We start from the raw sequence: 17,155 nt of genomic DNA, 5'->3' as shown, positions 1-17,155 counted from the left end.
TCTTGCGGGCATGGCCAAACGGGCTGCTCAGAGGCGGCCAACCGGGCCCGCGGGTAAGGAGCGTGCCATGAATGAGACGGGCAAAGTAGCGCTGGCAGTCATCGCAGGTTATTACCTGGGCAGACGCCACAAGCTGCGGATGGCCATCGGCCTGGCGATCACCGCCCTCATGCGGAAGATGCGCCGCGACAACGGAGGGTTGCTGGCCCAGGGGACCAAGATGCTCAGCTCCTCGCCGGAGCTGGCCGGCCTGACGGATCGGCTGAAGGGCGAACTGCTGGACGTCACGAAAGCCGCGGCCATGTCGGCGGCGACAACACAGATCGAATCCCTCACCACGAAGCTACGCGAGCAGGCCAAGCCCGAACAGCAGCCGAAGGCAGGCGAGCAGGCCGACGAGGCATCGTCCGACGAGGCATCGTCCGACCAGGAGTCGTCCGACGAGGAAAAGCCCAAGGACCAGGTGCCGAAGCAGCGCGCGCCCAAGACGCCCGAACGGGTGCCCGTCAAGACGCGGACGCCGGGCGCCGGCCGCAAGAGCCGTCCACGGCTAGAGGGACAGGGAAGTGAATCGCGATGACCGAGGCCACGAAGATGGCGGCCGGGGCCGCCCGCCGAGGGCAGGAAGCCGTAAAGGACACGCCGGCCGACAAAGCAGTACCCGGAATGCCGACAGATCAGCTGAAATCTGCCCTGAAGGACCTCGCCGTCGCTGCGGCGGAGCGGGCACTGACCTCCGTGACCGGAAAGGTCGAGGGGCTCAGCGGGCGGCTCGGCGGCATGGCGGAAGGCGGCGGGTCGAACCTGCTGGGGGCGATCACCGGCTCGGGCAAGTCGGTCGGGGGCTCGGCCCTCGCCGGCGCCGCGAAGGGTGCAATCAAGGGCATCTTCAGCAGAAAGGGCAAGGGCAAAGGCGGCAAGAAGCTCAAGGTCACCAACATCGTCGAGACGATCGACGTCGGAGCCCCACGCCGGATCGTCTACAACCAGTGGACGGAGTTCCAGGACTTCCCCAGCTTCATGAAGAAGGTGGAGAACGTCGAGCAGAAGTCGGACGAGAAACTCGCCTGGACGGCCCAGATCCTGTGGTCGCACCGCACCTGGCGCTCGACGATCCGGGAGCAGGTGCCCGATGAGCGGATCATCTGGCGTTCGGAAGGCGACAAGGGGCATGTTGACGGCGCGGTGAGCTTCCACGCCCTCACCCCTGACTTCACCCGGGTCGTGGTGATCCTCGAGTACCACCCGAAGGGGTTCTTCGAATACACCGGCAACCTGTGGCGCGCCCAGGGCCGGCGGGCGCGGCTGGAGCTCAAGCACTTCGCACGGCACGTCATGACGCAGGTGATGCAGAAACCGGAGGAGATGGAGGAGAGCGGCTGGCGCGGCGAGATCCGCGACGGCAAGATCGTCAAGGACCACGAGACGGCCGTGGCCGAAGAGAAGGAGGCAGCCGAGGCGGGCGAGGAAGAGGACGAGCTCGAGCAGGGCGAGTCCGAAGAGGAGCCCGAGGAAGAGCAGGAAGAGGGCGAAGAGGAAGAGCCCGAGGAAGAGCAGGAAGAGGGCGAAGAGGAAGAGCCCGAGGAAGAGGAGGAAGAGGAGGAAGAAGAGGGCGAGCCTGAGGACCAGGCCGAAGGCGAAGAGGAAGAGCCCGAGGAAGAGGAGGAAGAGGGCGAAGAGGAAGAGCCCGAGGAAGAGCAGGAAGAGGAGGAAGAAGAGGGCGAGCCTGAGGACCAGGCCGAAGGCGAAGACGAAGACCAGGACGAGGAAGAAGAGGAAGAAGAGGAGGGCGAGGGCGAGCCTGAGGACCAGGCCGAAGACGAGGAAGAGGAAGAAGAGGAGGAAGAGCCTGAGGAGGAAGAGCCTGAGGAAGAAGAGCCTGAGGAAGAGGAGGAGCCGGCGGAGGAGGCTCCGCCGAAACGGACCGCCAGAGCCAAGCGGCCGGCGCAGCGGGAAAGCGCGGGACGAGAGCCGTCCCGGCCGGCCCGCCGCAGGTCACCGGCCTGGAAGTGACAGGGCGCCTGCGGCGGCAGCACCCTACCGCCGTCCGTCGAGGTCAGGTGCGGCGGCGGTAGGCGAGCACGGCCAGCGGCGCGAACACCGCCAGGAACAACAACCCTGACAGCAGCGTCCACCACACCGCCGCCGCCGCAGGGCCGCCCAGCATCAGTGCCCTGGCCGCCACCATCGCGTGGTTGACCGGGTTGACCTCCAGCCATCCTTGCAACCAGCCCGGCAGCGTCTCCTTGGGCGCGATCATGCTGGTCCCGAACGTCAAGGGAAACAGCACCAGGAACGCCGTCCCCTGCACACCGCCCGGCTCGCGCATCAGCACTCCCAGCAGCACGAACGCCCAGCTCACGCAGAAGGCGAAGAACACCGTCAGCACGCACGCCCCCAGCGCGGGCAGGAGCCCGGTCTGCACCCGGAACCCCAGCGCGTACCCGAACCCGAGCAGCACCACCACCGCCACCAGGTAGCGGATCAGATCGCCCAGCACAGAGCCGATCAGCGGCGCCGAGCGGCCGATCGGCAGGCTGCGGAACCGGTCGAACACCCCCTTCTTGACGTCGGTGTTGAGGTTGACGCCGGTGGCCATCCCGCCGAACAGCACCGTCTGCACCAAGATCGCCGGCAGCAGGAACTGCAGGTAGTCGCCCGTCGAGCCGGACACGGCGCCGCCGAGCAGGAAGACGTAGATGACGACGAAGATGATCGGCTGCAGGGTGACGTCCAGCAGCTGCTCGGGCGTGCGCAACGTCTTGGTGATGCTGCGCCCGGCCAGCGCCAGGCTGTGCCGGGCCAGGCCGAACGGCCGCCGTTCCAGCCGGGCCGGCGCGGCGGTGCCCGAAGGGGCGGGCGTGCGGGTGCGGTGCTCTGCCGCGGTGCCGGTCATGCCGCCTCCTCCTGCTGCGTGTCGTGCCCGGTCAGGGTGAAGAACACCTCGTCCAGGCTGGGCAGGCGCAGCGACAGCTCCGTCACGGAGATCCCGGCCGCGTCCAGCCTGCGCACGATCTCGGTGAACGCCGCGTCGCCTCCCACCGGAACGGTGACCACGTCCCGGCCGGGCGACTCGGCGGGGCGGCCGGCCACGGCGGCGATGATGGCCGCGGCCTCCTCCAGCCTGGCCGGGTCCGCCGGCCGGACCAGTACGGTCTGGCCGCCGACGACCTGCTTGAGCTCGGCCGCGGTGCCGTGCGCGATGACCTTGCCGTGGTCGATCACGGAGATGGCGTCGGCCAGCGCGTCGGCCTCCTCCAGGTACTGGGTGGTCAGCAGCACGGTGACGCCGTCGCCGACCAGGCGGCGGATGATGTTCCACACGTCCTCGCGCTTGGCCGGGTCCAGGCCGGTGGTCGGCTCGTCGAGGAAGATGACGTCCGGGCGGCCCACCAGGCTGGCGGCCAGGTCCAGCCGCCGCCGCATGCCGCCGGAGTAGGTGCCCGCCCGCCGGTCGGCCGCCTCGGCGAGGCCGAACTCCGCCAGCAGCCGGGCGGCCCTGGCCTTGGCGTCCGCGCCGCGCAGGTCGAGGAGGCGGCCGATGAGGACGAGGTTCTCCGCCCCGGTCAGATCCTCGTCCACGGAGGCGTACTGGCCGGTCAGCCCGATGAGGCGGCGTACGCGGGCGGCGTGGCGGACCACGTCCAGGCCGCTGACGCTGGCGCGGCCGGCGTCGGGCCGCAGGAGCGTGGCCAGGATGCGGACGGCGGTGGTCTTGCCGGCGCCATTGGGGCCCAGCACGCCCAGGATCGTGCCCGGCGGGGCGGACAAGTTGATGCCGTCCAGGGCGGTGGTCGCGCCGTAGCGCTTGACCAGGCCCTCGGCTTCGAATGCGTTCATGCGGTCGATGGTGCGGGGCGGCGCTGGCATCGCGCGCACAGAACGCTGTCACCCCCGGGCCGTCAGCCTGACAGCACGCGTGCCAGGTCGGCGGCCGGCCCGGGCGGCAGCGCGCCGTGCAGGAGCTCGACCCGGTGCACCAGGCGCGGGAAGGCGAGCGCGACCCCCCGCACCGGCCCGGCGGAAGCCCCGGGGAGGGCGGAGACGGGCAGGAGGGTGAGGCCGTGGCCGGCGGCGACCAGGTTGACCACCGTGTACACGTCGTCCCCCTGATAGTCCAGCCCCGCCCGGAACCCCTCGCCCACCAGGTCACGCAGCCGCTCCAGCGGGCACAGCGGCGTCTGCAGCCAGCGCGCGTCGGCCAGGTCCGCCAGCCGCAGCGACGCCCGCCCGGCCAGCGGATGCCCGGCGGGCAGCGCCACCACGAGCGCCGCCTCCGTCACCCCCGCCGCCGTCATCGGCCCGGTGTCGGGCAGCCGCAGCGGGTCGCTGGGCGCGGCGATGCCGTCGGCCAGCCCCAGGTCCGCCTCCCCCTCGGCGACCATCGCCCCGATCCGCGCGCGATCGCCGATGTGCAGGGACACCTCCAGGCGCGGCTGCTCGGCGCGGGCCAGGGCCAGCCGGGCGGCCAGCACCGGGTTGACCGCCAGCGCGGTGGCCGCCAGCCGCAGGCGGTGCCTGGGCGGGGCGGCGGCGCGCAGCACGTCGGCGCGGGCCGCCCGTAGCCGCAGCAGCAGTGGCCCGGCGTGTTCGAGCAGCCGCGCGCCGGCCGGGGTCGGCTCGACCGGGCGGCGGCTCAGCAGCACCAGCCCGAGATCGGCCTCCAGCGCCGCGATCTGCTGGGAGATCGCCGACTGGGTGTAGCCGAGCTCGGCGGCGGCGGCCGAGAAGGAGCCGTGGCGCGCCACCGCCACGAACGTCGCCAGCAAATGAGGGTCCATCAGTGTTGCTTATAGCAGATGCAGTTTTCATCGTTGGCGCTTAAGTAGCGGTGGCGGTCAGGATGAGGCCATGAGAATCGCCCTTGTGGGGGACCGCTCCCCCAGCGTCCGCTCGCACGCCCGGATCCCGCTGCTCATCGAGGCACTGCGCGAGCGGGACGGGATCGCGCTCGATCCGTACTGGATCCCCACCACCGACGTGACCGGCGTGGAGGGCTTCGACGGCATCTGGATCCTGCCCGGCAGCCCGTACCGGGACGAGGCGGGCGCGGTCGAGGCCGCCCGCGTCGCCCGCGAGCAGGCCATCCCGTTCCTCGGCACGTGCGGCGGGTTCCAGCACATGCTGCTGGAGTTCGCCCGGCACGTGTGCGGGCTGGACGTCGCGCACGCCGAGAACCAGCCGGGCGCCCGCGACTTCCTGCTCACCCCGCTGGAGTGCTCGCTGGCCGGGCACGAGGGCCGGGTACGGCTGGCCCCCGGCTCCCTGATCGAGCAGATCATGGGCACGGCCACCACCATGGAGGCCTACATCTGCTCCTACGGGCTCAACGAGTCCTACAAGCAGACGCTGGCCGAGCACGGGATGGCCTTCTCCGGGCACGCCGACGACGGGGCGGTACGGGTGGCCGAGCTGCCCGGCCACCCGTTCTTCCTGGCCACGATGTTCCAGCCGGAGCTGGCCGGTGACGGGCGGCGCCCGCACCCGGTGATCGCGGCGTTCGCCGCCGCGGTGGCCGCCCGGCACGCCGTGGCCGGCCGTTGAGACGGGGTCTCTGACCGGCCGTTCGGGGGACGCGGGATCAGGGACGGATGGTGATGGTCTGTGACGACCGCGCCCGAGGCGAGCCGTTGCAGTGCGCGGTGGTTCCGGTGAACACCAGCGCGGTGGAGCAGCTCTCGTCGTCGGTGACGGTCACGGTCGCGGTGAACTTGCCGGGCCGCAGGTAGGTGTGGACCGGGGTGGGCCCACCGTCGAGCAAGGTGATGCCGTCGCCGAAGTCCCAGTCGAACCGGGCGACACGGCCGTCGGGGTCGGAAGCGGCCGAGGCGTCGAACCGGGTGGCCTGCCTGGCGGGCCGCGCCTGGACGGTGAGCGCGGCGACGGGGCCCTGGTCGGGCTGGACGGCGAGCGACTGGAACATGGAGAAGACGCCGCCGGTGGCCAGCGGCGGGCCGACCTGGGTCAGGCGGCCGTCGGCGGCGATGGCGAAGGTGAACAGCAGGCTGGGGTCGGTGTCGGCCGACGACACGAGCAGGTGCCGCCCGTCCGGGGTGGTGTCGATGCCGACCGGGAACGTCCCGGCCGAGAACGGCGAGCCGGGGGCCTCGGTGAGGGAGCCGTCGCCGTTGATCGTGTACGCCGACACCCCGCCGGGGTTGGCGCCCTGGCCGGAGCCGGCGACGAACAGGTGCCGGCCGTCGGGCGCGATCACGGCGCCTTCGGCGAAGAGCGCGGCATCGTACGGGCTGCCGGGGAGCGGGGTCAGCTCCCCGTGGCGGCCCACCCGGAACCCGTCGACCACGGAGTCGAAGGTCGTGGCGATGTAGGCGAAGCGCCCGTCCGGGGTGAAGACGATCTGGGCGCCGGACGGGTTGGTCTGCACAGGGCGGCCGACCCGCGTCAGGGCGGCGTCCGGTCCGATGGCGAACCGGACGATGACATCGGGCTCCCGCGGGCCCGGGCTGTCGGGCTCCCCATGCCCGACATAGAGGAACCGGCCGTCCGGGCTCACGGCCAGGCCCTGCGGCAAGGGGAAACCGGTCGGGACCGGGTCGCCCGCCGCCCGCGGCGTCCCGTCGTCATCCAGGGTGAACGCCGAGACGGTGCCGGACTGGTTGGCGGCGAACAGCGAACTGCCGTCGGGGGCGATCGCCAAGCCGAAGGCGTCGCCGGTCGCAGCCGTCCCGAGCAGCCTCAGCTCACCGCGAGAGCCGACCCGGTACGCCGCGAGCGTGTTGTTCCCCCGGTTCAGCACATACGCGGTACGGCCGTCCGGCGCGAACATCACGCTCGACGGCTCCGTGCCGGCACCGGTCGGGACCAGGTCGCCGACGCGCCGCGGACGGCCGTCCCGGCCCACCGTGAACGCCGCGACGTCCTCCGACTGGGAGTGGGTCACGTACACCAGGCGGCCCGCCGAGCCGCCGGCCACGCGCGGCGTCTCCTCCCCCGAGGCCGGCGCGCCGGCCATGGCGACCAGCACGCTTGTGACCACCGGCAACGCCAGACGAACCCGCCACACAGCAACCTCGCCCTCCCGGGACCGGCATGATGCCGCTCGCGCATCCTCCGCCAGGCCGTCCAGTGGCCACCAGACGCAGCTGGGGCGCGCCGGTGCTCACCCGAGCCGGACCCGCGTCCAGGTCACCGGGACGGCCGGATGAGCCCGCTGGCGGGCGATCTGACTCGACTATCCGCCCCTGCCCGCCGCTGGTCAGCCCCGCGACCTGTCCGAAAGCGGACAGCGAGCGCCTGGAAAGCTCTCGGCCGCTGCCGCCCGAGACGTCAGGCGCCCAGGTTGAGCTCCTGCAGGATGGCCTGCCCGGCGGCGCGGTGCTCGGCGGCGGCGGCCGGGTCCGTCTCGTCGAGCACGGCCGCGATCCCCTCGTGGGCCAGGGCCTCCTTGTGCCGGAAGCCTGCCTTCGGGGCCAGCTCGAGTGCCTGGCGGTGCAGGCGCAGGGCTTCGTCGGGCAGGCCGGCCAGCCGGCAGGTCTCGCCGTAACCGTGGAGGAAGTGAATCTTCCAGTGCTCCTCGAACAGCTCGTCCAGGAGCGCGAACGCCTGCCGGTGGCTGTCCAGCGCCTCCTCGTAGCGGCCCATCTGGCGCAGCGCGACGCCCAGGCAGTTGAGGCACCACGCCTCGTTGTGCTTGTGGCCGTCCTCGCGGGCCAGCTCCAGGGCCTGGCGCAGGTGCTCCGCCGCCTCGTCCGGCTGCTCGTGGGCGATGGCCATCCCGAGGGTGATCCGGGCGGTCAGCGCGGCCGGCCAGGCGGAGTCCGCGGGCGCGCCGTCCAGCACCTCGCGGGCCAGCCGCGCCGCCTGCTCGCGGTGTCCCAGCTGCAGCATCGCCCACGCCTCGTCGGCGCTGGCGTGGGCCGCGCCCATCGGGCAGCCGGCGTCGGCGTACAGCTTGCCCGCCAGCCGGAAGAGGCCGAGCGGCTCCTCGACGTAGCCCTCGTCCCACCTCAGGTAGCCGCGGCGCATGACCAGGTCCGCCTCGGAACGGGTGTCCCCGGCCTGGGACACCAGCGGCGCCGCCGCCTCGTACGCGGCGCCGGCCTCGGCCATCCGGCCCGCGTTGTAGCGGGCGAAGCCCAGGTCGCTGTGCGCCTCGGCCAGGTGCCACGGATCGCCCAGGCGCTGCGCGGCCGCCAGCGACCGCTCGAACAGGACGTTCAGGTGCGTCGTGCCGCAGCGCCGCGCGAAGAAGGCCCGCATGAAGCGCGGCAGCTCGCACGCGTGCGCGTCGGCGCCGGTGGCTACCGCCACCTCGAAGGCACCCATGAGGTTCGTGTACTCCGAGACGAACCAGCCGAGTGCCGCATGCTTGTCGGTGAAGCGCGGCAGCTCCGCCGGGGGCCGGCCGGCGACGGCCGCGCGGCTGCCGGACTCGTACGGCATCGCGGCGTCGGCGGCGGCCGCCGCGTGCACGTAGTAGTCGAGCACCCGCCCCAGCGCCTGCTCCCGCTCCGCCGCGGAGTCCTGCTCCGCCCCGGCGCGGCGCGCGTGCTGGTGCACCAGGTCGTGCAGCGTGTAGCGCCCGGCCGACGGCTGCTGGACGAGGTGCGCGTCGAGCAGGTCCTCCAGCATCGCGCGGGCGCTGCGCAGCGGCACGTCCGCCAGCGCCGCCGCCACGTACTCGTCGAACGACGAGCCGGACAGCAGGCCCAGCAACCGGAACAGCCGCCGCTCGGCGCGGTCCAGCTGGCGTACGGACATGGCCAGCGCCGTGTCGAACTCGCTCGCGCCCTCCGCCATCCGCTCGACCAGGATGCCCACGGTCCAGCCCGGCCGGTGCCGCAGCCGGGCCCCGGCCAGCCGCAGGGCCAGCGGCAGGTGGCCGCACAACCGCAGCACCTCGGCCGCGGACTCCGGGTCGCGGGACAGCCGGCCGTCGGGGCCGCTGGGATCGCCGCTGGCGCGGGCCAGCAGCACCGCGCTCTCCGCCGGCGTCAGCACGTCCAGCGACACCGGGGGCACCTCCTCCAGGCCCAGCAGCCGGTTGCGGCTGGTGATCAGGACGACGGATGGGCCCGCTCCGGGCAGCAGCGGGCGTACCTGGTCGGCCCCGGCGGCGTTGTCCAGGACCACGACGGCCCGCCGGCCGGCCAGCTCCGAGCGCCAGCAGGCGGCCAGCGGCTCGATGCCGCCCTCCTGCGGGATCTTCTCCGACGGGACGTCGAGCGCGGCGAGCAGGGCCCGCAGCGCGGGATCGGGATCGAGCGGCTCCCGCCCTTCGGTGAAGCCGTGCAGGTCCAGGTAGAGCTGGGCGTCGGGGTATTCGTCGGCGAGCTGGTGGGCGGCGTGGACCGCCAGGCAGGTCTTGCCGACGCCCGCCATGCCGTCGACGGCGACCACGCGGCTGCTGCGCACCGTGGCGAGGACGGCGGCGAGCGGGGCCGCACGTCCGGTGAAGTCGGGCACGTCGCGCGGCAGATCGTTGCGGGGTGGGCGCGGGGCGCTGGCAGGCGGCGACGGGGGCTGGACCTGGCGGCTCGCCTTCGGGGGCGCCGGCAGCGGGTTCGTCGCCCGTTCCCACAGGGGGTGCAGCGGGCGGGGGTCACGCTTGACGAGGCGGCACAGCTCGATCACCACGGGCCAGGGCGGCACCGACTGGCCGCTGAGGTAGCGCGACAGCGACGACGAGCTGAGACCCGTGTCCCGCGCGAGAGCCCGCACGCCGCGCCCGGACAGCTCCTGGAGCAGGCGTAGCCGGGCGGCCAGCTCGTCCTGAGGGTCCGCCTTTGTCATCCGCTGGTGCACAACCACGGTGTCCTGCCTTTCTGTCCCATCGCGGAAGCAACTTACCGGGACGAATCGCCGCAGGCCAAAGCCGTTTCACCTGTCCCAGGGTGTCCCACGGCCGTCGTCATGGCAAGCCGGTTCGGCTGTGATGGAGTCACGCCCCGAGGGACGGGGCGCCGATCCACAAGAGGAGAACCACGATGCAGTCTCGTATGCAGAACCCGGCCTCCGTCCTGCCGGGCGCGATGCAGCCCATCCAGGAGCTGTTCAAGGCCGTGTACGCCGGCGGGGTGGACGGGCAGACGCTGGAGCTGGTGCACGTGCGGGTCAGCCAGATCAACGGCTGCAGCGCCTGCGTAGACGGCGGCGTCAAGACCGCCCGCAAGGCTGGGGTGAGCGAGGAGCGGCTGGCCACGATCGCCGCCTGGCGCGAGGCCCCGTACTTCACCGACGAGGAGCGGGCCGCGCTCGAACTGGCCGAGGCCGCGACCCGGCTGGCCGACCGCGCCGACGCCGTCAACGACGAGATCTGGGACAGGGCCGCCACCTACTTCGAGGAGAAGCAGCTGGCCGCGCTCATCCTGATGATCGGCGTCACCAACCTGTTCAACCGGCTCAACGCCACCACCCGGCAGATCGCCGGCGCATGGGGCTGAGCACCGGTCCTGCCGCCACCATTCCCGCCAAGACACTTACTGAAAAGGAGATTCACCCCATGAGCGACACGACGAAGGCCACCAAGAGCACCACCGCGGCCGGCACGAAGTTCGACGGGTTCACCGACGAGGAACGAGCCGCGATGAAGGAGCACTCCCAGGAGCTGAAGACGGCCGCGCGCCGCGGCTCGAGCGCGGCCAAGGCCGACGGCGAGCGCGACGTGCTCGCGAAGATCGCCGAGATGGCGGACGCCGACCGGGCCCTCGCCGAGCAGGTCCACGCCATCATCACGAACGGCGTGCCCAGCCTGTCGCCGAAGCTCTGGTACGGAATGCCCGCCTACGCCAAGGACGGCAAGGTCGTCTGCTTCTTCCAGTCCGCGGCGAAGTTCAAGGCGAGGTACGCGACCCTCGGCTTCAACGACCCGGCCAAGCTCGACGACGGCACCATGTGGCCGACCGCCTTCGCGCTGACGGAGCTGACCCCCGAGGACGAGGCGAGGATCGCCGCGCTCGTGACGCGGGCGGCGGGCTGACGGCGGCACCCTGCCGTGACCGGCAGGCAGTCCTACACTCCCGGCAAAAGCCTGGCCAGCCTGCGCAGCGAATGGCGGACCAGAGCCAGGCCGGCCGGGCGGACCAGCGGCCACACCGCCCGGCCCAGCGGCCCGAACGGCAGCTCCAACCGCTCGGCCCAGATGACGCGGCTGCCGCCCCGCTCGGGGCGCACCCGAATGGCGCCGAGGCCGCGCACGAAGCGGCCGGTGTGGGTGACCCGCACCAGGGCGGGCGGCTCCCAGTGCGTGATCGTCATCGTGTCCAGGAAGCCGAGCGGCCACACCCCGGTGTAGGCCTCGACGGCGTCGGGGCCCACCTGGCAGGCGGTGGTCATGAACATCCACTCCTGGTGCCTGGGCCAGTCGGTGATCAGCGCGAACACCTGCTCAGGCGGCGCGGGCACGTGAACGGCGGCGGCCGCGTAAACGGGTCTCATCCGGGTCCCCCTGATCGGCTGGGTACATCCTCTTCGGTACCCGCTCGCGGCCGGAATCGTCGGGGCCGCTGGCTATCGTCGGGATGCATGAAGTACCTGCTCATGATCGGGCTGGATGAGTCCGACCTGCCCGAGGAGATCGCCCGGCACGGGTGCGGCGGCTGGAGCGAGGAGATGACCCGGCGCGGCGTGATCAAGGGCGGCGTCGGGCTGCGACCGGCCACGGAGGCCACCACCGTGCGGGTGCGCGACGGCGACGTGCTGCTGTCCGACGGGCCGTTCGCCGAGACCAAGGACCAGATCGGCGGGTTCAGCCTGATCGAGTGCGCCGGGCTGGAGGAGGCGGTCGAGATCGCCAGTGCGCATCCGGTGGCCCGCTACGGCTCGATCGAGATCCGGCCAGTCCTGGAGCCATGACCACTCACCAGGATCCGGCCCATCCCGACGTCGAGGCGGTCTTCCGCCGCGAATGGGGCCAGATCATCGCCACCCTCATCCGCGTCACCGGCGACTGGGACCTGGCCGAGGAGTGCGCCCAGGACGCCTTCGCCACGGCGCTGGAGCGCTGGCCGCGCGACGGCGTACCGGACCGGCCGGGCGCATGGCTGACCACCACCGCGCGCAACCGCGCCACCGACCGGTTGCGGCGCGAGTCGGCCGCCCCGGCCAAGCTGCGCGAGGCGGCGGCGCTGGCCGGCGCGCCCGCGGCCGCCGTGGACGGGTTCCCCGACGACCGGCTGCGGCTGATGTTCACCTGCTGCCACCCGGCGTTGTCCCTGGAGGCGCAGGTCGCGCTCATCCTGCGGACGCTGGCGGGGCTGGGCACCGCCGAGATCGGGCGGGCGTTCCTGGTGCCGGAGCAGACCATGTCCCAGCGGCTGGTCCGCGCCAAGCGCAAGATCCGGCAGGCGGGCATCCCGTTCCGCGTCCCGCCGCCACGACAGCTGCCCGAGCGCCTGCGAGCCGTGCTCGGGGTGCTCTACCTGCTGTTCAACGAGGGCTACGGCAGCCCCGGCCGCGACGAGCTGCGAGGTGAGGCCATCCGGCTGGCCCGGCTGCTGGCCCAGCTCATGCCCGGCGAGCCGGAGACGGGTGGCCTGCTGGCGCTCATGCTGCTGCACGGTGCCCGCCACGCGGCGCGGACCGGGCCTGACGGCGTGCTCGTGCCGCTGGAGGAGCAGGATCGCGGCCTCTGGGACCAGGCCGCGATCGCGGAGGGCCTGCGGGTGCTCGAAGCGGCACTGGCCCGAAGGGCGGCGGGGCCGTACCAGGTGCAGGCCGCCATCGCCGCCTGCCACGCCACCGCGTCGGGGCCGGAGGCGACCGACTGGCCGCAGATCGCCGCCCTGTACGCGCGGCTGGCCCGCCTGCTGCCCTTCCCCGTGGTCGAGCTGAACCGCGCGGTGGCCGTGGCCATGACCGGCCGCCTGGAAGAGGGGCTGGAGCTGGTCGAACGGCTGGCCGGATCGGGCGTGCTGGCCGGCTACCACCTGCTGCCCGCCACCAGGGCCGACCTGCTGCGCCGGCTGGGCCGCCGCGAGGAGGCGGCCACCGCCTACCGCCAGGCGCTGGAGCTGGCCGCAGCCGAGCCCGACCGCCGCTACCTCGCGCGGCGACTGGCCGAGGTCTCCGGCTGACACCCACCACGCTCCGGCCGGCCGCACTGTCCGCCGTTCCCCTACGGACTCCACGATCCGGCAAATCCTTATGCTCCTATAACACCCTATCGACCTAAAGTACTAGGAGCCTAGATAAACGGAGGAGCCGGTGATCGAGTTCCACCTGGACGGCCGCTCTGGCCTCTCGCCGTACCTGCAGCTCGTCCGGCAGGTACGGCAGGCGCTGCGGCTGGGCCTGCTGCGTGAAGGCGACCAGCTGCCGACCGTCAAGGAGGTCGTGGCGCGGCTGGCGATCAATCCCAACACCGTCCTGAAGGCCTACCGGGAACTCGAGCACGAAGGCCTGGCCGCCGCCCGGCCGGGAGTCGGGACGTTCGTGACGGCGACGCTCACCGACGCCTCGCTGGCCGCGCACGGCCCGCTGCGGCTGGACCTGCGGCGCTGGCTGGCCAAGGCCCGCCGGGCCGGCCTCGACGACGAAAGCATCGAGGCCCTGTTCATGACCACCTTTCGGACCGCCTCTCAGGAGGACGTAGCGTGACCGCTGTCCTGCAGGCCCAGGCACTGGGCAAGAAATACGGCAAGCGCTGGGCGCTGCGCGAGTGCACCATCGACATCCCGGCCGGGCACGTCGTCGGGTTGGTGGGCCCCAACGGGGCCGGCAAGACCACGCTGCTGAAGCTGGCGTGCGGCCAGCTGGAGCCGACGGCGGGCGCCATCACCGTGCTCGGCGGCCGGCCGGGCAGCACCCCCGCGCAGCTGGCCAAGGTCGGGTTCGTCGCCCAGGACACCCCCGTCTACGCGGGACTGACCGTCGCCGAGCACCTGCGGTTGGGCGCACAGCTCAACCCCCGCTGGGACGAGGCCATGGCACGCGAACGCATCGCGCGACTCGGCCTCGATCCCGCTCACCGGGCGGGCAAGCTGTCCGGCGGCCAGCGCGCCCAGCTCGCCCTCACCCTGGGCCTGGCCAAGCGGCCCGAGTTGCTGATCCTGGACGAGCCGGTCGCATCCCTCGACCCGCTCGCCCGCCGCGAGTTCCTGCAAGGGCTGATGGAGGCCACCGTCGAGCACCAGTTCAGCGTGGTGCTCTCCTCCCACCTGGTCTCCGACCTGGAACGGGTGTGTGACTTCCTGATCGTGCTCGTCGACTCGCGCGTCGAGGTGGCCGGGGAGGTCGACCGGCTGCTGGCCACCCATCACCGCCTCACCGGCCCGCGCCGCGATCCCGACCGGCTGCCCGCCGGCCAGCAGGTGATCTCCGCGCGGCACACCGACCGGCAGAGCACGTACGTGGTCCGCACCGACGGCCCGATCCACGACCCCGCCTGGACGGTCAGCCGGCTCAGCCTGGAGGACCTCGTCCTGGCCCACATGGAAAAGCGCACCGCCGAGGACCGGCGAGTCGCCCTGGAGGTGCAGCGATGATCTGGCTGACCTGGCGCCAGTTCCGCGGCTCGGCCGTGATGATGGCCGCTCTGCTGGTCGTCCTGGCCGCCACCCTGGCCGTCACCGGCCCGGGACTGGCCTCCGCCTACACCGCCGGGATCGCCGCCTGCACCCCGGACGACACCTGCGAGCGGTTCTTCAACACCTTCTTCGCCACCTACCAGCTCCCGTTCATGGCCGTCAGCCTCGTCGTGCTGCTCCTACCCGCCCTCGTCGGGCTGTTCTGGGGAGCGCCGCTGATCACGCGCGAGCTGGAGGCGGGCACGCACCTGCTGGTGTGGAACCAGAGCATCACCCGCACCCGCTGGCTGGCCGTCAAGCTCGGGCTCACCGGCCTGAGCGCCGTGGCCGCCGTCGGCCTGTGCGGCCTCGCGGTGACCTGGTGGTCCGACCCGCTGGACAAGTCGGCCGCCCAGGGCCTGGCCCTGATGGCTCCCCTGGTGTTCGGCGCGCGCGGCATCGCCCCCATGGGGTACGCGGCCTTCGCCTTCGTCCTCGGCGTGACCGTGGGCATGCTGGTACGCCGCACCCTGCCCGCCATGGCACTCACGCTGGCCGTCTTCGCCGCCGTCCAGCTCGCCATGCCGCTGCTGGTCCGGCCCCACCTGAACGCCCCGATCACCTCGACCTTCGAGCTCGGCAAGGCGAACGTGGAGCACCTCGGCGTGCCACCGACCGGCGGCGGATCGGCGCAGATCCTGCTGAAGGCGGCCGTTCCCGGCGACACCGGCGCGTGGGTCCTGACCAGCGCCCTCATCGACGCGACCGGACGTGTGATCGCCGGCGACGACGAGGAAGCCGCCGTGCAGGTCTCTACCACCTCGGGACCCTGCGCAGCATCGGCAGGGCCGGCCGGCGGGGACGTCTGCATGGCCGAGATCAACCGGCTCGGCTATCGGCAGCAGGTGACCTACCATCCCCTCGCCCGCTTCTGGCCCTTCCAGTGGATCGAGACCGGGATCTACGCCCTGCTCACCCTCGCCCTGACCTGGCTCTGCTTCGTGTGGATCCGCAGGCGGCTGTCATGACCGGCATCATGACCGGCATCATGACCGGCATCATGACCGGCATCATGACCGGCATCATGACCGGCATCATGACCGGCATCATGACCGGCATCATGACCGGCATCATGACCGGCATCATGACCGGGATCATGACCGGCATCAGGACCGCGGCCGCCGGGCTCACCCTCCTGCTGGCGGCGGCCTGCACAGCGCCGACCCCGCCGCGCAGCCAGGCGGCGGGCACGACGGACGGCACCGTCTGCGCGCCACCCCAGTCAGCGCCCGGGACCGAGACCCCCACCACGGTCGACGTCATCGAGCAGGCCTACTTCTGTATCCTCGGCAACTACTACAGCGGCGCCACGCTGGAGGCCCGATCGCTGCTGATCGCCGGGTTCATCGCCCTGACCCAGGAGCTCAACCGCAACGGACGCGACGTGCCCGAGGCGACCATGCCGGCGCTCAAGGGCGACCGCAAAGCCGACTGGGCCGCGTTCGAGGCCGTCTACCGCAAGACCACCGATCAGGTGCCGGCCGGCCTGCGCGACAGGCTCGCCGTCGTCACCCTCGAAGCCATCGTGGCCGCGCTCGGCGACAACCACGCCTCCTGGGCGCACGACATCGAGCGGCCCCCCGACTACTACGACGGCGACGGCTACGGCCTCGGGCTGCAGGTGAACGTCACCCGCTCCCAGGCGACCCACAGCCCCGCCACCATGCTCCCCCCGCTGTTCGTCACCACCGTGCAGGGCGGCGCGGCCCAGGCCGCCGGACTGCGCCCCGGCGACATCATCGAATCCATCAACGGATCGGCGCCCTACGTCGACGGGAAGGCCACCCCCGCGATCGGCGCCCTCGACCTGGGCTACCCGCAGGCACGCCCGGTCCGGCTGCGGCTCCTGCGCCAGAGCACCGGCCGGCGCTGGAACGTGACCCTCAAACCCGGCCTCTACCAGCGGGATCTGGCCATCCTGCAAACGGTGCAGTCGAAACTGCTGGACGACAGCATCGCCTACGTACGGATGCGCGGGTTCGCACCCGACTCCGCGAACAGGGTGCTCAAGGCGATCACCAGGCTGCGTACCGGCCGCACCCTCACCGGCGTCGTGCTGGACCTGCGCGGCAACGGCGGCGGCAGCCCCACCGAGGCCGCCCGGGTGCTGAGCGCGTTCGTCCACGGCAAGGACACCCACTTCCTGTGCACCGCCGACGGCAGATGCTCGAGCGTGCGGACCGACGACACCGTGGAGCTGCTCAACCTGCCGCTGGTCGTGCTCACCGATCGCGGCTGCGCCTCGGCCTGCGAGCATTTCAGCTCCGCGGTCAAGGATCTGCGCCTGGGCCGGCTGGTCGGCACCAGGACCGCCGGGCTCATGTCCGGACCGTCACAGGCGTACCTGCTCAGCAACAACACCCTGCTGGGCTTCCCGTCCAAGCACGGCCTGGGGGCCAACCGGGAGGAGATCAACCGGATCGGCGTGGCGCCCGACCACCACGTGCCCCTGACCGCCGAGGACGCCGCCGCCGGACGCGACCCCGCCCTGGCCCAGGCCCTGACCCTGCTGCACAAGTGAGGACCGCTCCATGAGACAGATCCTGGCAGCCGCCGCGGGACTGGCCGTCCTCGCCGCGTCCGCCTGCTCACCACCCGCACAGCCCCGCTCCGCCGGCGCCCCGTCGCCC

At 72.3% G+C, this 17,155-nt stretch carries 17 protein-coding genes; 11 read left to right on the top strand and 6 right to left on the bottom strand.

Features of this window, described 5'->3' with window-relative positions:
* Positions 1-67 precede the first annotated feature (67 nt).
* Positions 68-580, top strand: a complete 513-nt coding sequence (locus tag ETD85_RS37915; RefSeq protein WP_138694652.1) for a hypothetical protein — start codon at positions 68-70, stop codon at positions 578-580.
* Positions 577-2,013, top strand: a complete 1,437-nt coding sequence (locus ETD85_RS37910; protein WP_206059123.1) for an SRPBCC family protein — start codon at positions 577-579, stop codon at positions 2,011-2,013. Before ETD85_RS37915 ends, ETD85_RS37910 begins: the two co-directional genes overlap by 4 nt.
* 43 nt (positions 2,014-2,056) lie before the next feature.
* Here the strand turns inward: ETD85_RS37910 and ETD85_RS37905 are convergent, their stop codons facing one another.
* The 3 genes from ETD85_RS37905 to ETD85_RS37895 all read right to left on the bottom strand — a co-directional run bounded on the left by ETD85_RS37905 (position 2,057) and on the right by ETD85_RS37895 (position 4,781).
* On the bottom strand, positions 2,057-2,896 hold the full coding sequence (locus ETD85_RS37905) for an ABC transporter permease (protein ID WP_138694651.1): 840 nt from the start codon (positions 2,894-2,896) through the stop codon (positions 2,057-2,059).
* Positions 2,893-3,840: an ATP-binding cassette domain-containing protein gene (locus tag ETD85_RS37900; protein ID WP_138694650.1), complete on the bottom strand. Its 948-nt coding sequence runs from the start codon at positions 3,838-3,840 to the stop codon at positions 2,893-2,895. The genes ETD85_RS37905 and ETD85_RS37900 overlap by 4 nt, the downstream gene beginning before the upstream one ends.
* Positions 3,841-3,902: 62 nt before the next feature.
* Entirely contained in the window at positions 3,903-4,781 is an 879-nt protein-coding gene (locus ETD85_RS37895; RefSeq protein WP_138694649.1) for a LysR family transcriptional regulator, read from the bottom strand.
* A gap of 70 nt (positions 4,782-4,851) precedes the next feature.
* Between ETD85_RS37895 and ETD85_RS37890 the strand changes: the two genes are divergently transcribed.
* Positions 4,852-5,544, top strand: a complete 693-nt coding sequence (locus tag ETD85_RS37890; protein ID WP_138694648.1) for a CTP synthase C-terminal region-related (seleno)protein — start codon at positions 4,852-4,854, stop codon at positions 5,542-5,544.
* A 37-nt stretch (positions 5,545-5,581) separates the two neighbouring features.
* Here ETD85_RS37890 and ETD85_RS37885 read toward each other — a convergent pair whose 3' ends face one another.
* Entirely contained in the window at positions 5,582-6,997 is a 1,416-nt protein-coding gene (locus ETD85_RS37885; protein WP_240779690.1) for a beta-propeller fold lactonase family protein, read from the bottom strand.
* A 290-nt stretch (positions 6,998-7,287) separates the two neighbouring features.
* Entirely contained in the window at positions 7,288-9,753 is a 2,466-nt protein-coding gene (locus tag ETD85_RS37880; RefSeq protein WP_138694646.1) for a tetratricopeptide repeat protein, read from the bottom strand.
* Positions 9,754-9,947: 194 nt separating this feature from the next.
* On the opposite strand from ETD85_RS37880, the gene ETD85_RS37875 reads away from it, so the two are divergent.
* Positions 9,948-10,403: a carboxymuconolactone decarboxylase family protein gene (locus ETD85_RS37875; protein ID WP_138694645.1), complete on the top strand. Its 456-nt coding sequence runs from the start codon at positions 9,948-9,950 to the stop codon at positions 10,401-10,403.
* Positions 10,404-10,462: 59 nt separating this feature from the next.
* Entirely contained in the window at positions 10,463-10,939 is a 477-nt protein-coding gene (locus ETD85_RS37870; RefSeq protein ID WP_138694644.1) for an iron chaperone, read from the top strand.
* 32 nt (positions 10,940-10,971) lie between these two features.
* On the opposite strand, the gene ETD85_RS37865 is transcribed toward ETD85_RS37870, so the two are convergent.
* Positions 10,972-11,397 (bottom strand): SRPBCC family protein, encoded by a 426-nt coding sequence (locus ETD85_RS37865; protein ID WP_138694643.1) that lies wholly within the window; start codon positions 11,395-11,397, stop codon positions 10,972-10,974.
* A gap of 87 nt (positions 11,398-11,484) precedes the next feature.
* Here ETD85_RS37865 and ETD85_RS37860 point away from each other — a divergent pair, with 87 nt between their 5' ends.
* The 6 genes from ETD85_RS37860 (at position 11,485) to ETD85_RS37835 (ending at position 17,046) form a co-directional block, all read left to right on the top strand.
* Positions 11,485-11,814, top strand: coding sequence for a YciI family protein (locus ETD85_RS37860; protein ID WP_138694642.1), 330 nt, complete (start codon positions 11,485-11,487; stop codon positions 11,812-11,814).
* Positions 11,811-13,034: an RNA polymerase sigma factor gene (locus tag ETD85_RS37855; RefSeq protein ID WP_138694641.1), complete on the top strand. Its 1,224-nt coding sequence runs from the start codon at positions 11,811-11,813 to the stop codon at positions 13,032-13,034. Before ETD85_RS37860 ends, ETD85_RS37855 begins: the two co-directional genes overlap by 4 nt.
* 130 nt (positions 13,035-13,164) lie before the next feature.
* On the top strand, positions 13,165-13,557 hold the full coding sequence (locus ETD85_RS37850; RefSeq protein WP_138694640.1) for a GntR family transcriptional regulator: 393 nt from the start codon (positions 13,165-13,167) through the stop codon (positions 13,555-13,557).
* Entirely contained in the window at positions 13,554-14,444 is an 891-nt protein-coding gene (locus ETD85_RS37845; RefSeq protein WP_138694639.1) for an ABC transporter ATP-binding protein, read from the top strand. The genes ETD85_RS37850 and ETD85_RS37845 overlap by 4 nt, the downstream gene beginning before the upstream one ends.
* On the top strand, positions 14,441-15,493 hold the full coding sequence (locus ETD85_RS37840) for an ABC transporter permease (RefSeq protein ID WP_138694638.1): 1,053 nt from the start codon (positions 14,441-14,443) through the stop codon (positions 15,491-15,493). The genes ETD85_RS37845 and ETD85_RS37840 overlap by 4 nt, the downstream gene beginning before the upstream one ends.
* Positions 15,490-17,046 (top strand): S41 family peptidase, encoded by a 1,557-nt coding sequence (locus ETD85_RS37835; RefSeq protein WP_240779686.1) that lies wholly within the window; start codon positions 15,490-15,492, stop codon positions 17,044-17,046. The genes ETD85_RS37840 and ETD85_RS37835 overlap by 4 nt, the downstream gene beginning before the upstream one ends.
* The last annotated feature ends 109 nt before the right edge of the window (positions 17,047-17,155 follow it).

Origin of the sequence: Nonomuraea zeae (assembly GCF_005889725.1) — a bacterium.
Lineage (GTDB): Bacteria > Actinomycetota > Actinomycetes > Streptosporangiales > Streptosporangiaceae > Nonomuraea > Nonomuraea zeae.
This window is presented reverse-complemented; position numbering and strand designations above follow the sequence as displayed.

Coding starts and splice junctions, on each gene's coding strand:
- ETD85_RS37915 (WP_138694652.1), top strand. CDS start 68: ATGAATGAGACGGGCAAAGTAGCGCTGGCAGTCATCGCAGGTTATTAC.
- ETD85_RS37910 (WP_206059123.1), top strand. CDS start 577: ATGACCGAGGCCACGAAGATGGCGGCCGGGGCCGCCCGCCGAGGGCAG.
- ETD85_RS37905 (WP_138694651.1), bottom strand. CDS start 2,896: ATGACCGGCACCGCGGCAGAGCACCGCACCCGCACGCCCGCCCCTTCG.
- ETD85_RS37900 (WP_138694650.1), bottom strand. CDS start 3,840: ATGAACGCATTCGAAGCCGAGGGCCTGGTCAAGCGCTACGGCGCGACC.
- ETD85_RS37895 (WP_138694649.1), bottom strand. CDS start 4,781: ATGGACCCTCATTTGCTGGCGACGTTCGTGGCGGTGGCGCGCCACGGC.
- ETD85_RS37890 (WP_138694648.1), top strand. CDS start 4,852: ATGAGAATCGCCCTTGTGGGGGACCGCTCCCCCAGCGTCCGCTCGCAC.
- ETD85_RS37880 (WP_138694646.1), bottom strand. CDS start 9,753: ATGACAAAGGCGGACCCTCAGGACGAGCTGGCCGCCCGGCTACGCCTG.
- ETD85_RS37875 (WP_138694645.1), top strand. CDS start 9,948: ATGCAGTCTCGTATGCAGAACCCGGCCTCCGTCCTGCCGGGCGCGATG.
- ETD85_RS37870 (WP_138694644.1), top strand. CDS start 10,463: ATGAGCGACACGACGAAGGCCACCAAGAGCACCACCGCGGCCGGCACG.
- ETD85_RS37865 (WP_138694643.1), bottom strand. CDS start 11,397: ATGAGACCCGTTTACGCGGCCGCCGCCGTTCACGTGCCCGCGCCGCCT.
- ETD85_RS37860 (WP_138694642.1), top strand. CDS start 11,485: ATGAAGTACCTGCTCATGATCGGGCTGGATGAGTCCGACCTGCCCGAG.
- ETD85_RS37855 (WP_138694641.1), top strand. CDS start 11,811: ATGACCACTCACCAGGATCCGGCCCATCCCGACGTCGAGGCGGTCTTC.
- ETD85_RS37840 (WP_138694638.1), top strand. CDS start 14,441: ATGATCTGGCTGACCTGGCGCCAGTTCCGCGGCTCGGCCGTGATGATG.
- ETD85_RS37835 (WP_240779686.1), top strand. CDS start 15,490: ATGACCGGCATCATGACCGGCATCATGACCGGCATCATGACCGGCATC.